General features: G+C 74.6%; 14 protein-coding genes. 4 read left to right on the top strand and 10 right to left on the bottom strand.

Annotation, left to right across the window (positions count from 1 at the left end; genetic code table 11):
* Positions 1-59: 59 nt before the first annotated feature.
* The gene (locus tag BDZ31_RS02465; RefSeq protein WP_183338642.1) at positions 60-2,843 is read right to left on the bottom strand and encodes a PKD domain-containing protein; all 2,784 of its coding nucleotides are present in this window, start codon (positions 2,841-2,843) and stop codon (positions 60-62) included.
* 68 nt (positions 2,844-2,911) lie between these two features.
* Complete coding sequence (gene hisD / locus BDZ31_RS02460; RefSeq protein WP_183338640.1) at positions 2,912-4,273, bottom strand: histidinol dehydrogenase; 1,362 nt, start codon at positions 4,271-4,273, stop codon at positions 2,912-2,914.
* A gap of 130 nt (positions 4,274-4,403) precedes the next feature.
* Between hisD and BDZ31_RS02455 the strand changes: the two genes are divergently transcribed.
* The gene (locus BDZ31_RS02455) at positions 4,404-5,417 is read left to right on the top strand and encodes a LacI family DNA-binding transcriptional regulator (protein ID WP_183338638.1); all 1,014 of its coding nucleotides are present in this window, start codon (positions 4,404-4,406) and stop codon (positions 5,415-5,417) included.
* A 78-nt stretch (positions 5,418-5,495) separates the two neighbouring features.
* On the opposite strand, the gene BDZ31_RS02450 is transcribed toward BDZ31_RS02455, so the two are convergent.
* Positions 5,496-6,125, bottom strand: coding sequence for a protein-L-isoaspartate(D-aspartate) O-methyltransferase (locus tag BDZ31_RS02450; RefSeq protein ID WP_183338636.1), 630 nt, complete (start codon positions 6,123-6,125; stop codon positions 5,496-5,498).
* Positions 6,126-6,172: 47 nt separating this feature from the next.
* Between BDZ31_RS02450 and BDZ31_RS02445 the strand changes: the two genes are divergently transcribed.
* A complete protein-coding gene (locus BDZ31_RS02445) occupies positions 6,173-7,099 on the top strand; it encodes a polysaccharide deacetylase family protein (RefSeq protein ID WP_183338634.1) in 927 nt (308 codons plus the stop codon).
* A gap of 9 nt (positions 7,100-7,108) precedes the next feature.
* On the opposite strand, the gene BDZ31_RS02440 is transcribed toward BDZ31_RS02445, so the two are convergent.
* The 6 genes from BDZ31_RS02440 to arfB form a co-directional block, all read right to left on the bottom strand.
* Positions 7,109-9,400, bottom strand: a complete 2,292-nt coding sequence (locus tag BDZ31_RS02440; RefSeq protein WP_183338632.1) for a putative bifunctional diguanylate cyclase/phosphodiesterase — start codon at positions 9,398-9,400, stop codon at positions 7,109-7,111.
* A gap of 111 nt (positions 9,401-9,511) precedes the next feature.
* Positions 9,512-10,342 (bottom strand): SGNH/GDSL hydrolase family protein, encoded by an 831-nt coding sequence (locus BDZ31_RS02435; RefSeq protein WP_183338630.1) that lies wholly within the window; start codon positions 10,340-10,342, stop codon positions 9,512-9,514.
* A gap of 94 nt (positions 10,343-10,436) precedes the next feature.
* Positions 10,437-10,787, bottom strand: a complete 351-nt coding sequence (locus tag BDZ31_RS02430) for a DoxX family protein (protein ID WP_183338628.1) — start codon at positions 10,785-10,787, stop codon at positions 10,437-10,439.
* A 9-nt stretch (positions 10,788-10,796) separates the two neighbouring features.
* The gene (locus tag BDZ31_RS02425; RefSeq protein ID WP_183338626.1) at positions 10,797-11,792 is read right to left on the bottom strand and encodes a DNA glycosylase AlkZ-like family protein; all 996 of its coding nucleotides are present in this window, start codon (positions 11,790-11,792) and stop codon (positions 10,797-10,799) included.
* On the bottom strand, positions 11,720-11,965 hold the full coding sequence (locus BDZ31_RS02420) for a hypothetical protein (RefSeq protein WP_183338624.1): 246 nt from the start codon (positions 11,963-11,965) through the stop codon (positions 11,720-11,722). The genes BDZ31_RS02425 and BDZ31_RS02420 overlap by 73 nt, the downstream gene beginning before the upstream one ends.
* A 24-nt stretch (positions 11,966-11,989) precedes the next feature.
* The gene (gene arfB / locus BDZ31_RS02415) at positions 11,990-12,406 is read right to left on the bottom strand and encodes an alternative ribosome rescue aminoacyl-tRNA hydrolase ArfB (protein WP_246344387.1); all 417 of its coding nucleotides are present in this window, start codon (positions 12,404-12,406) and stop codon (positions 11,990-11,992) included.
* 114 nt (positions 12,407-12,520) lie between these two features.
* On the opposite strand from arfB, the gene BDZ31_RS02410 reads away from it, so the two are divergent.
* Positions 12,521-12,787, top strand: a complete 267-nt coding sequence (locus BDZ31_RS02410) for a type II toxin-antitoxin system HicB family antitoxin (RefSeq protein ID WP_183338622.1) — start codon at positions 12,521-12,523, stop codon at positions 12,785-12,787.
* Entirely contained in the window at positions 12,784-13,200 is a 417-nt protein-coding gene (locus tag BDZ31_RS02405; RefSeq protein WP_183338620.1) for a PIN domain-containing protein, read from the top strand. The genes BDZ31_RS02410 and BDZ31_RS02405 overlap by 4 nt, the downstream gene beginning before the upstream one ends.
* A 7-nt stretch (positions 13,201-13,207) precedes the next feature.
* Here the strand turns inward: BDZ31_RS02405 and BDZ31_RS02400 are convergent, their stop codons facing one another.
* Complete coding sequence (locus BDZ31_RS02400) at positions 13,208-13,459, bottom strand: LapA family protein (protein ID WP_183338618.1); 252 nt, start codon at positions 13,457-13,459, stop codon at positions 13,208-13,210.
* Positions 13,460-13,527: the final 68 nt, after the last annotated feature.

The raw sequence follows: 13,527 nt of genomic DNA, 5'->3' as shown, positions 1-13,527 counted from the left end.
GCGCCGGGCGGCCGGCCCTCCCCGGGAGGACCGGCCGCGCGCGGCGCCTCGCGCCGCGGCTAGCGGAGCGGCGCGAGCCGGCGTGCCGTGTCCGTCGGCACGACCAGCCTGTGGACCCGCCCGTCGACGCGCAGCGCGATCGACACGCGCGTGCGGGCGGTCAGCTTGCGCGGTCGGACCGTCGCGGCGACGCGGCCCCTGCCGCTCGCCTTCACGGTCCGGCCGCCGGCGCGGAAGGTCGCGGTGATGCGCGACCGCTTGGCGCGGGCGGTGGTCGTCGCGACCTTGCAGCGGATGGCGGTACGGCGCTTCACGAGCGTGCAGCGGACGGCGATCCGCGGCGTCGCGCCGCGGTCGCCCTTCGCCCCCTTCGCCCCCGTGTCGCCCTTCGCGCCGGCAGGGCCCGCCGGACCCGCCGGCCCGACCGATCCGCCCGGGCCTGCCGGGCCCGCCGGTCCGGTCGCCCCCGGGGCGCCGTCGGCGCCGCGCTCGCCCGGCGCGCCGTCGGCGCCGGGCGCCCCGTCGGCCCCGCGGTCGCCGCTCGGACCGGAGGAGACGGCGATCGTGCGCGTCGCGGTCGTCGTCTCGCCGTGCGTGTCGCTCGCCGTGACCGTCACCGTGTACGTGCCGGGCGCGTCGTAGACGTGCGTCGCGCGGGTGCCGCTCGCCGTCGCGCCGTCGCCGAGCGTCCACGCGACCGTCACCGGCCCGCCGAGCGGCGCCCACGTCGGCGCGTCGAAGGAGACGGGGTGGCCGACGAGCGCTCTCGCCGGCACGACCAGCCCCGTCAGGTCCGGGCGCAGCTCGTCGAGATGCGGGTCCGGTGCGGCCGGCTCGGCCCACTCCGGCAGCACGAGCGCGTCGAAGCTCGTGTAGATGCCCTCCGACGCGGGGTCTCTGTCGCCGGTCGTCGTGAGCCTGATCGTGTGCGTGCCGGCGCCCAGCTCGCCGGTGTCGAACTTCTCCAGGCCGCCGATCTGCGCGCCGAAGAAGTCGGCGGTGCCGGCGACGACGCCGTCGACCGCCAGCTCGCCGATCCCGCCGAACGGCTTGTTCGCGCCGTACAGCTTCGCCCGTCTGCCCTCGAACGCGATCGCGGCCGAGGCGCCGGCCTCGCCGTTGTGGTGATCGGTGCCGCCGGCGTCCCAGCCGGACCAGTCGCGCGCCCACGTCCCTCTCAGCACCCAGCGCGGGTCCTCGGAGTCGATCACCGGCATGTGCAGCTCGACGTCGTCGACGATCGCCCAGGCGCCGTCGGCGGCCGTCCGCTCGATGCCGACGCGGACGAGGTCGCAGCTCGCCGTGACCGGGATCAGCAGCCGCTCGCGGCGCCACTCGCGCGGGGCGACGAGCCGGCGGGCGAGGACCCTGTCGGCGCAGGTGTCGTACGCGACGAGCGCGAAGGCGTGGCCGCTGGTGACCACGTCCGCCTCGAGCGTGTACGTCATGCTCGTGCCGAGGCCGAAGCGGTTGAGCTGCAGCTCGGCGGCGTCCTCGAGCGCGATGCCCTGCATGAGCGCGGCCGGCTCGTTGCGGCGGGTCTCCAGCCAGCCGGCGAAGTCGCCGCCGCGCCGCGCGAACGCCGCCTCGGCCGCCTCCGGCACGTCAGCCGCCCGGTCGGTCGCGCCGGCGTTGCCCTCCGGGCTCCACCAGACGGCGGCCGTCTGCTCGAAGTCGCCGTTCATCAGCGCGCGGACGTTCGGGAAGTCGACCTGCAGGCGCGAGTCGGTGAAGTAGGGCGGCACCCACGAGTAGAACGGCCACATCTGGCCGTCGACCTCGTTTCTCTCGATCACGACGCGCGTCATCGGCGCCTGCTCGCCACGCCGGATCGGCTGGACGAACGGTCTTCTCTCCGGGTTGAACGGGTTGTCGCAGTCGCAGTTGACCCAGGTGTCGTTGCGCGACACGAGTCTGTTGTCGTGGATCCAGAGGTCGGAGATCTCCGCGTCGCGCTTGTCGGCCGGCGTGCTGGCCCACGGCAGGAAGGCGATCGCGTTGCGGACGCCGAAGTTCTCGATGTCGTTGTACGCGACCTCTACGTCGTGCAGCGGCGTCGAGGTGGCCGACGACCACCACGAGCCCTCGTCGCGCGGGTCGAGGTGCTTGGTCTCCAGCACGATGCCGTCGTCGCTCGTGCGGACCCTGTTGTGCAGCACCTTCACGTGCTGGGAGCCGCTCACGACGATGCCGTCGGCGCCGAGGTCTCTGGAGGTCGCGACGTCGACGTTGGCGACCGTGCCGTCGCTGCTGTGCAGCATCGTGATGATCGTCGTGCGCGCCTCGCGGATCGTGATGCCGCGGACCGCGAACCGTCTCGCCTCGAAGAAGCCGACCGGGATCACGTCGATCCGTCTCGCGTGGTCGGCCTGGTGGGTCATCTGCAGCATGCCGCTGCCGACGATCGCGACGTCGCGGACGCCGACCGCGCCGATCAGCGGGTCGTTGTGGAAGTACGCGCGATGCCACGGGATGTCGGTCGGCATGTCGAGCCCGGGCACCGGCGCCTTCGCGTAGTCGCCGATCTCCTGGCTCTGTCTGAGCGTGCCGTCGAGCCGCAGCGTGACGCCCGACTTGAGCATCAGGCTTCCCGTCAGGAACGTCCTGCCGGACGGGATCACGACCTCGCCGCCGCCCTTGGCGGCGATGTCGTCGATCGCCTGCTGGATCGCGGCGCGGTCGTTCGTGGCGTCGTCGCCGGCGGCGTGGTACGGCGCGGCGGTGACGTCGGCGGAGGGGTCGCCCGGCGCCGCGGCCGCGGGTTGGGCGCTCGCGACGCACGCGACGGCGGCGGCGGCGAGCGCGGTCGGAGCCGCGCGGCGCGCGGCTGACCAGATGGACATCGGCTCTCTCCTTGCTCTGGCGCGCGCGGCGGCGGCGCGTGCCCGCCCGCCGCCGCGCACGCGGGTGGTCACGGCTGCCGCGCGCCGGTCAGCGCGTCGGCGTATTTGCGCACGCGCACGTCGCAGCTGCGCGCGTGGCCCTCGAACCGCTCCTGGCGGCATTGGCGGGCGCAGATCTCGCCGATCCGGACGCTCGCCTCCGGGTCGCACTCCTGGTAGGTGACGGTCTTGAGGTACTTGCCGACCCAGAGGCCGCCGGTGTAGCGGGCGGCGCCGGCGGTCGGCAGGACGTGGTTGGTGCCGATCGCCTTGTCGCCGTACGCGACGGTCGTGCCCTCGCCGAGGAAGAGCGCGCCGTAGTTGCGCAGCCGCTCCAGGTACCAGCGCGGATCGGCGGTGAGGATCTCGACGTGCTCGTAGGCGTAGTCGTCGGCCAGCGCCGCGGCCTCCTCGTCGCCGCCGACGACGTGGACCGCGCCGAAGTCGCGCCAGGCGGGGCCGGCGACGTCGGCGGTCGGCAGCGTCTCGAGCTGGCGGTCGATCTCGGCGAGCGTCGCGCGCGCGACCCGCTCGCTGGTGGAGATCAGCACGGCCGGGGAGGTCGGGCCGTGCTCGGCCTGTCCGAGCAGGTCGGCGGCGACGATCTCCGGGTCGGCGCCGTCGTCGGCGATCACGAGGATCTCGGTCGGGCCGGCGAAGAGGTCGATCCCGACCTCGCCGAACAGCTGTCGCTTCGCCTCCGCGACGTAGCTGTTGCCCGGGCCGGCGAGGAAGTCGACCTTCGCGACGGTCTCGGTCCCGACGGCCATCGCCGCGATCGCCTGGACGCCGCCGAGGACCAGGATCTCGTCGGCGCCGGCGACGTGCATCGCGGCGACGGTGATCGCCGGCGGCGCGCCGTCGAGCGGCGGGGTGCAGGCGATCACGTGGTCGACGCCGGCCGCCTTGGCGGTGACGATCGACATCGCTGCCGAGGCGAGCATCGGGTAGCGGCCGCCGGGGACGTACGCGCCGACGCGCTCGATCGGGACGTGGCGGTGACCGAGCCGGACGCCCGGCTGGGTCTCGACCTCGAGGTCGCCGAGCGTCGCCCGCTGCGCGAGCGCGAAGGCGCGGACCTGCTCCTGGCACCAGCGCAGGTCCGCGAGCGCCTGCTCGTCGACCTGCGCGAGGCAGGCGACGATCTGCTCCTCGGTCAGCCGGAACGACTCCGGCGCCCAGCGATCGAAGCGGGCGGACAGCTCGCGGACGGCGGCGTCGCCGCGCTGACGCACGTCGCGCACGATCCCGGCGACGACGGCGGCGACCCCGTCGCCGGTCGCGGCCGCCGCGGCTCCCCCGTGGCTTCCCGGCGCGGTCGCGCCCCCGCCGGGCGCTGCCGGCTCGTCGCCCTCCTTGGCGCGGGCGGCGGCTTTCAGAACGACTGACATCGATGACTCCTTTGATGACTCCGGAGTCACGCTATAGCATATGCGATCAGTCGGCAAGCGCGGCATCGTCCGTTCGCACAGGCGAACGCGCTCGCGACGCCGCTCGTCGCATATGCTGCACGGCTGAGTCATGTCGGTCACCAGCCGCGACATCGCCCGCGAGGTCGGCCTCTCGCAGACGACCGTCTCCCGCGCGCTGCGCGGCGATCCGCGCGTCGCGCCCGACACGCTCGCGCGCGTGCGCGCGGCGGCCGAGCGGCTCGCCTACGTCCCCGACGCGGCGGCCCGCTGGCTGACGACCGGCCGCACGCTCACGGTCGGGGTCGTCGTCGCCGACATCACCAACCCCTTCTATCCCGAGATCGTCGAGGTGCTCCACGCCGAGCTCGGCCGCGAGGGCTACGCGACGGTGCTGCTCAACGACCCGCGCGCCGACGACCTCGCCCGCCACCTGCGCGGCCGCTCGGTCGACGGGCTGATCGTCGTCTCCGCGACGCTCGACGACGGCCTCGCCGCGCGGCTGCCCCGCCTCGGCGTCCCGCTCGTGCTGCTCAACCGCGACCTCGACGAGATCGCCGCCGACCGCGTCCTCTCCGACAACGTCGCCGGCGGTGCGCTCGTCGTCGACCACCTGCTCGAGCTCGGCCACCGGCGGATCGGCCTGATCGCCGGGCCGCCGAACACGTCGACCGCGCGCGACCGCGAGCAGGGGATGCGCGCCGCGCTCGCCGCGCGCGGCCTTCCGCTGGCGCCCGAGCTGCGCCGCGCCGGCTCCTTCTCCCACCACTCCGGCTACCAGGGCTGCGTCGAGCTGCTGCGGCTGCCGGAGCCGCCGACGGCGGTCGTCTGCGCCAGCGACGTCGTCGCCTTCGGCGCGCTCGACGCCGCCAAGCGGCTGGGCGTCGAGGTGCCGCGGCGGCTGTCGATCGTCGGCTACGACGACATCGCGATGGCCGGCTGGGAGGCGTTCGCGCTGACGACGATCCGCCAGCCGCTCGCGCAGATGGCGAAGCGGTCGGTGCGGCTGCTGCTGGAGCGGCTGCGGCCGGCCGGCGGCTCCCCGCCGCCCGCCGCCCCGCCGCGGCGCGAGGTCTTCCCGCCGCACCTCGTCAAGCGCGAGACGACCGCGGCGCCCGCGGGCTGAGCCGCCCTCCCGCGTCGACCGCGATCGCGCCCGCTCCGTGCGCGGGGCCGTCGCGCGCTGCGGGCGGCCGCCGCGGCGCTACGCCTCCCCCTCGATCAACGGCACGAAGCGGACCGCCTCCAGCGGCGTGCGCTCCAGCGCGGCGCCCTCGGCGCTGCGCTCGACGAGCACGAGCTGCTGCCCGCTGGCGCCGACCGGGGCGACCAGCCGCCCGCCCGGCGCGAGCTGGCGCTCGAGCGGCTCCGGCACGGCCGGCCATGCGGCGGCGGCGACGTTGATCGCGTCGAACGGCGCCTCGTCGGGCAGCCCGCGCGAGCCGTCGCCGGCGATCACCGTCACCCGCTCGGGGCCGAAGCCGGCGGCGCGCAGGTTCCGCTCGGCCCAGCGGCTGAGCGAGGGCAGCCGCTCGATCGTCCAGACGCGGGAGGCGAGCTCGGCGAGCAGCGCCGCATGCCAGCCGGAGCCGGTGCCGACGTCGAGCACGCGGTCGCCCGGCCGCAGCGCGAGCAGCTCCAGCATCCGCGCGACGATCAGCGGCTGGGAGATCGTCTGGCCCTTGCCGATCGGCAGCGGGACGTTCTCGTACGCCCGCTCGCGCAGGCCGGCCGGCACGAACAGATGGCGGGGGACGGCGGCGACCGCCTCCAGCACGCGCTCGTCGCGCACCAGCGGCCGCAGCGACCGCGCGAGCTTCCGCGCCTCGTCCATGGAGGGAAGCTTCCCGTCCGCTTCTGGCACCATGCTGCCTCTTGGGAATGTCAGGGACCCCGCCGCACATCATGCGACGGCGCGTCGCGGCGCTGCTCGTGATCGCCGCCGCGATCGCGGCCGTCGTCGCGCTCGTCGTTGCCGTGACGGCCGGCGACGACACGCCGACGGCGCACGCCGTCGCGACGACCGCCGCGCGCGAGGACGGCGTCCGCGCGAACGCGAGAAGAGCGCCTCCGAGCGGGCCGGCCGACCCGACGACGAGACGCGACATGGGCAGACCGGGGCCGCCGCGGCCGGTGCCGATCCTCATGTACCACGTCACGACCGACCCGCCGGCCGACGCGCCCTTCCCCGACCTGTACGTCAGCCGGTCGGAGTTCGAGGATCAGATGACGGCGCTGCGCGACGCCGGCTACGTCGCGGTCACCCAGAGCGAGGTGTGGGCGGCGTGGCACAGAGGCGGCCCGCTGCCGGCGAGAGCGGTCGTCGTCTCGATCGACGACGGCTACCGCTCCAACTACCTCAACGCCCGTCCGATCCTCGCGAGACTGGGCTGGCCGGCCGTCCTCAACCTCAAGCTCGGCAACCTCCACGAGCCCGACTACGGCGTCACGCCCGGTCAGGTGAGAGAGCTGATCGCGCTCGGCTGGGAGATCGGCTCGCACACGATCGACCATCCCGACCTGACGACCGTCGACGCCGCGGCGCTCGCGCGCGAGGTTGGCGAGTCGCGCAGACGGCTGCAGCGCGCCTTCGGCGTCCCGGTCGACTTCTTCTGCTATCCCGCCGGCAGATACGACGACGCCGTGATCGCCGCCGTCGAGCAGGCCGGCTACCTCGGCGCGACGACGGTCAACCCGGGCCTCGCCTCGCCCGAGGCGGGCGCCCGCTTCGTGCTCAACCGGGTCCGCGTCAGCTCCGGCCGCTCGGGCGCCTCGCTGGTCGCGGAGCTGCGCGACCTCGGCGCCTGACGCCTCGCGCTACCCGAGCAGCTCGCCGAGCTGGTGGACGTCGAGCAGCTGCGCGACGTCGGCCGCCGCCTGCGGTCTGGCGAAGTGGAAGCCCTGCGCGACGTGGCAGCGCAGCTCGTGCAGCAGCGACGCCTGCTCGGCCGTCTCGACGCCCTCGGCGACGGCGTCGACGCCGAGCGAGCGGGCCAGCTCGACGATCGCCGTCACGATCGCCTTGTCCTCGCCGCGTCGCACGACGCCGTCGATGAACGATCTGTCGATCTTCAGCACGTCGACCGGCAGCAGCTCGCGCAGATGGCTGAGCGACGAGTAGCCGACGCCGAAGTCGTCGATCGCCAGCTTCACGCCGAGCGCCTTCAGCCGGTGGAGCGACTCGATCGCCGCGTCGGGATCGGCCATCACGGCGCTCTCGGTGATCTCCAGGCAGAGCCGCTCGGGCGACAGGCCGGAGCCGGCGAGCGCGCCGCGCACCGTCGCGGCCAGGTCGCTCGCACCGAGCTGGCGCGGTGAGAGGTTGACCGCGACGACGACCTCCTCGCCGCCCGGCTGCGCGTTCCAGCGCGCCGCCTGGCGGCATGCCTCGTGCAGCGCCCAGGCGCCGATCGGGACGATCAGGCCGCTCTGCTCGGCGATCGGGATGAACCGCGCCGGCGAGACCGGGCCCAGCTGCGGGTGCTCCCACCGCAGCAGCGCCTCGACCGCGACGATCCGGCCGTGCTCGAGCGACACCTCGGGCTGGTAGACGATCCGCAGCTGCTCGCGCGCGAGCGCCTCGCGCAGTCCGCTCTCCAGCTCGAGCCGCTCGACCGCCCGCCGCCGCATCGTCGTGTCGAAGACCTCCGAGCGGGCCTTGCCGCGCTCCTTCGCGCGGTACATCGCGGCGTCGGCGTCGCGCAGCAACGTCTCGGGCGAGCGGTCGACGTCGTCGGGGCCGGCGATCGCGATCCCGAAGCTGGCGGTCACGAACCGCTGCTCGCCGTCGAGCACGAACGGCGCGCGCAGCGCCGTCGCCATCCGGTCGGCGATCCTCAGCGCGCGGCCCTCGTCGTCGACCTGCTCGACGCAGACCGCCAGCTCGTCGCCGCCGAAGCGGGCGAGCAGGTCGCCGGGGCCCAACACGCGCCGCAGCCGCTCGGAGACGTCGCGCAGCAGCCGGTCGCCGGCTTCATGGCCGAGCGAGTCGTTGATGACCTTGAAGTTGTCGAGGTCGACGAAGATGACGGCGACGCCGCGGCGATGCTCGGCGCCGCGGGCGAGCGCGTCGGTCAGCCGCTCCGACAGCTGCGTGCGGTTGGGGAGTCCCGTCAGCGGGTCGTGGTGGGCCTGGTAGGCGAGCTGCTCCTCGGCGCGGCGGCGGTCGGTCACGTCGAGGATCTGCATCACGTAGCTGTCGACGGCGTCGTCGGCGCCGTGCATCCGCGAGACGCTCCAGAGCGCCCAGCCGAGCGAGCCGTCCTTGCGCTCGAGCGCGTACTCGAGGACGCGCACGTCCGCGGCCGGCGGCCACCGGGCCGCGTGCTCCTCCCGCAGCTTCGCCTCGCACAGCGCCCACACGTGCAGCGACAGCAGCTCCTCGCGCGAGTAGCCCGACTGGCGCGCGAGCGAGCGGTTGGCGTCGAGGAAGCGGCCGTCGCGGTCGAGCAGCGCCATCCCGATCGGCGCGTCGTCGAAGGCGCTGTGGAAGCGGCGCTCGCTCGCGCGCATGTGGGCGCGCACGTCCTCGTTGGCCCGCCACGTCACCATGCTCGCGATCCCGAGCGCGGCGATGAAGCCGCCGTTGACCGCGGCCCACAGCCACGGGCTGCGCTCGTCGCCCTCGCCGTGGGCGTAGACCGAGCCGGGCTCCATCATCCCCATCAGCCCGTGCTGGAGGACGACGTAGCCGAACGCGAGCAGGTACGGGAACCACTCCTCGTAGGCGGCGAGCGCGGCGACCATCACGAAGTAGTGGAAGTGGGCCTCGATCGTGCCGCCCCACAGGTGGACGAGGAGCGCCGAGCAGGTCAGCAGGCCGATCGTCACGGCGGCGGCGCGGCCGCTGCGGCCGAGCCGCTCGGCGTGCCCGACCGCGGCGCAGGAGACGATCGGCACCAGCTCCAGCAGCGCGTGGCCGGTCGAGACGCCGCTGGCGAGCGCGAAGACGAAGAGCGCGGGGACGTGCGCCCACAGCAGCGCGAGCAGGCCGGCGTGCCGGCGGCGCCAGACCTCGTCGGGCAGCGATGAGCCGTGCGGCAGCCATGCGCGCAGACGATCGGCCGACGCGCGCACCGCACCGGCGACCGGGTGCGAGGCGGGGTCCATGGCCCGTTCATCGGCTCCGACGGCGTGAGAGTGAAGTACGTGCGCGTCTCACGGTAAACGCCAACGCGCCACGTTCACCGTGATGTCGCGGTCGGAATTCAGTGCTTCACGTCAGCCGATCACCGCGCGCACGAGCGGCGCGTAGCCGGCGCTGTGCCCGGCTCTGTTCGGGTGGTAGCTCTCGCCGACCGGGTTGGAGAGCCCGTTGATCCACTCGCTGCTGGAGCAGACGGCATGCCCGGTGAAGGCCGGGATCGCGTCGACGAAGGCGAAGCCGGCGGCCGTCGCGCGCGCTCTGGTGACGTCGCGCAGCAGGTCGGCGGTCTGGTTCATCCGCGTCAGCTCGTCGCCGCTGAAGAAGGTGCCGGCGTTGCAGTCGACGCCCATGAACAGGCGCGGGTAGCCGAGCACGACGACGGTCGCGGCCGGCGCCCGTCTGGCGATCTCGGCGTAGACGCTGTCGAGGCGGCCCGGCAGCGTGCCTCTGATGAACGCCTGCGCGTCGTTCAGGTGCGAGGTGCACGACCACGGCCACGGCAGCGCGCACTGGGTGATGACGCTCGAGAAGCCGGCGTCGTTGCCGCCGACGCTGATGGTGACGATGTCGGTGTCGCTGGTCAGCGACGCGACCTGGCCGCTCAGCACGCTGCTCGTCGTCGCGCCCGAGCAGGCGGCGAAGACGAGGTCGGTGTCCGGCCGCTGCGCGTCGATCAGCGACGGATAGGCGTAGACGCTGCGCTGGCAGCCGGCGTCGGTGTACTGGCGCGTGCCGGTGCCCGACGCGTACGAGTCGCCGAGCGCGACGTACTTCTCCGCCGCGGCCGCGCCGGCGGCGGACAGCGACGCGAGCGCGGCGAGCAGGACGACGACCAGCGCGCGACGGGCCGTCGCGCCGAGCGGCGCGACGGCGCCGCGGCGAGCGCGGCGCGAGTGTTTCCCCATGACCTCTCCTCCCAAGGTCCGTTGACCGTCCGACCCTACGCGGAACGGACCGGTATGTGGGAGAACGTGTCCAGGTGCCGATTTGCGGTTCGCGTCAGTCGCGCGCGGCGGCGCGCGCCCAGGCGATCAGCGCGAGCTGCAGCGGCAGCCGCGCCAGCAGCGCCGCGCGCCCGCCCGGGACCGCCTCGTAGCGCTCGGCGTTGAGCGCCATGTGCAGGTTCGCGGGGAAGACGGCGACCAGCGTCGCGACGCTCAGCGTGCCGCCGAGGCGGCGCGTGCGCGGGTGCAGCAGCGCGGCGCCGGCGGCGATCTCGGCGACGCCGCTGGCGTGGACGAGCTCGCGGTGGGCCGGCAGCCAGTCGGGCATGATCGCCTCGTAGACGCGCGGGATGACGAAGTGGAGGATGCCCGTCGCGATGAAGAGCGGGCCGAACAGGCGGCGCATCGGCCGACCCTAGTCGAGCGGCCCCCAGCGAAGCGCCGGCTCGGAGCCGAGGAAGGCGCCGAGCCGGCGCGCCTCGGCCTCCGCGGCCGCTCTGACGGCGCGCGGCGTTCTGCCGAACGGCTCGATCGCGACGCGCAGCTCGCCGCCGGCCCGCTCGTGTCTCCAGAGGCCGGCGAAGCGGCCGTCGACGACCAGCACCGGAGAGATCCAGCCCTGCGCGCGGTAGATCCGCTCCCGACCGACGCCGGCAGGCAGCAGCGCCTCGGCATGCCGCGTCGCGGCGATCGTCCACTGGTCGAAGGCCGGCAGCAGGCGCACGACGCCCTCGGTCGGCGCCGCCGCGGCGAGCGCCGGAAGGTCGGCGGCGAGCGCCCACATCGGCTCGCCGCCGACGGTCACGGGCGCGACCTCGTCGCCGAGCCCCCGCAGCAGCCGTCTGCCGTCGGCCGGCGAGACGCCCCACCAGCGCGCCAGCTCCTCGCGCGTCATCGGGCCGGCGAGCGCCAGCCAGCGGCGCGCCGCGGCGGCGAGCGCCGTCTCGGCCGGCTCCGGCTCCCAGCCGCCGAGCCATGCGGTCGGGTGGGTGAAGCGGACCTGCTGGCCGTCGCCGGGGCCGAAGATCAGCGCGCCGACGGCGGCGGCGTGCTTGAGCAGCGAGCCCCAGCTCTCGCGCACCTGCTCGCCGAGCGCCGCCTCGCCGCTCTCGCGCGCGACCGCCTCCGCCAGCTCGGCGCGGCTGCGCGTCGTGCCGTCGCGCAGGACCGCGTCGAGCGCGCCCGCGATCCGCTCGACCTGCTCGCGTGTGACGCCGAAGTAGCGCAGCCGGCTCGCGTTGAGGTAGGCGCGGGGCGCGCGGGCGGCGAGCGCGCCGATCCACGCGCCGTACTCGGCGGCCGGCAGCAGGTGGAGCGTCCCCCGCATCGCCCACGTCTTCACGAGCGTGCGCTCCTCCCACAGCGCCGTCGCGACGGCGTCGCGGTCGAGAGCCCGTCGACGCGCGCCCACAGCGTCAGCTCCGCGCTCGACATCAGCTGCGCATGCAGCCCGCAGAGGCCGGAGACGACGCCGAGCGCCTCCGCGGGCGGCGCCGGCCGGTCGAGCCGCTGCCGCGCCAGCCGCAGGCCGACCGCCTGCTCCAGCGTCAGCTCGGCCTCGGGAGCGGGCGTTCTCGTCGTCATCGGCGGCAGCCTAGCGCCGCCCGGCTACTCCCACCCGCCGCCCGGCCGGCGGCGGGCCTGCTTGCGCTGGGAGTGCCGGCGCTTCGCCTCCGACCGCCGTCTTCTCGACGCCCGCGTCGGTCTGGTCGGCGTGCGATGGCGCGGCACGGCCAGCGCCGCCGCGAGCCGTTCGCGCAGCCGCTCCAGCGCCAGCTCGCGGTTGCGCAGCTGGCTGCGGGCCTCCTGCGCGACGGCGGTGACGCGCGGTCCGCAGCGCGCTCTGATCCGCTCCTTCTGCCACGGCGCGAGCGTCGCGGAGGCGGCGACGTCGAAGACCGCCTCGATCCGCGACGCGGTCACGTTCGCGTGCTGGCCGCCCGGGCCCGACGAGCGGCTCGCGCGCAGCGCGATCTCCGAGAGCGGCAGCGCGAGGTCGCGCGTGATCGGCATCGGGTCGTCCATCGCGCCTCAGTATCGCGATCCCGTCACAGCGGTGTGCGGGACCGCCACATCTTCCCTGCAAATCACAACAAACACTCGCTTGCCCCCTTGAGATATCCCGCATATCCTGGCTGCATGGCAAAGGTGCTCGTAACGATCGAAGACCCCCTCCTGCGGCGCATCGACCGCACCGCGCGTGACCGCGGCCTCACGCGCAGCGCCTACCTCTCCGAGCTGGCGCGCAACGACATCGACCGCCGGCTCGGCCCGGGCGCGACGCCCGAGGTCCGCGGCGCGATCGCGCGCCTGCGCTCGCTCGCCGGCGCGCCGGCCGCGACGACCGAGGACACGACCGCGCTCGTGCGGCGGATGCGCGACGAGCGCGGGGAGCGATTCCCGTGAACGACGTCGTCGTCGACGCGTCGGTCGTCGTCAAGTGGCTGCGGCCCGACGGCGAGGCGCAGGTCGAGGAGGCGGAGGCGGTGCTCGCCGCCTTCGAGGCCGGCAGGCTCCGCTTCCTCGCCCCGTCGCTCCTGCCACTCGAGGTCGTCAACGCGGCCGGTCGCAAATGGCGCTGGCCGGCCGAGCGGCTCGACGCGCTCGTCGAGGCGCTCGGCGGGCTTCGGTTCGAGCTGATCGAGCCGCCGCTGCCGGCGGTGGCGCGCTGGACGGCGGCCGGGCTGACCGCGTACGACGCCGCGTACGTCGCCGTCGCCGAGGGCGCGGGCGCGCTGCTCGTCACGGCCGACGAGCAGATCGTCGCCCTCGCGGCCGATCTCGCGCGACCGCTCGCGGAGGCGGCGGCGACGCTGTAGCCGCGGCTCAGCCCCGCTTGGAGCCGCGCCGCGTCAGGAAGGCGCCGATCGCGGCGCCGATCAGCAGGCAGCCGACGATCACGATGATCAACGGCATGTGCACCGACCCGAAGAGGAAGCTGACCTTCACCTCGTCGAGGTTGGCCACAGCGAAGACCGCGGCGAGCGTGGCGAGGATGCCGACCGCGATGGTGCGGTTGCGGTCGCGCTTGGACTCGGCGGGAGCGCCGCCGTGCCCGTGGGTCGGAGAGTCGGACATGGTCCGGATCATCCCCGACCTGCCGGTCGTGTCAACTCGGCGGCGCGGGCGAGGGGGTCGAGGAGGGC

This window comes from Conexibacter arvalis (assembly GCF_014199525.1).
Taxonomy (GTDB): domain Bacteria; phylum Actinomycetota; class Thermoleophilia; order Solirubrobacterales; family Solirubrobacteraceae; genus Conexibacter; species Conexibacter arvalis.
The sequence above is the reverse complement of the archived record's forward strand: the minus strand, read 5'-3'. Positions and strand labels throughout refer to the sequence as shown.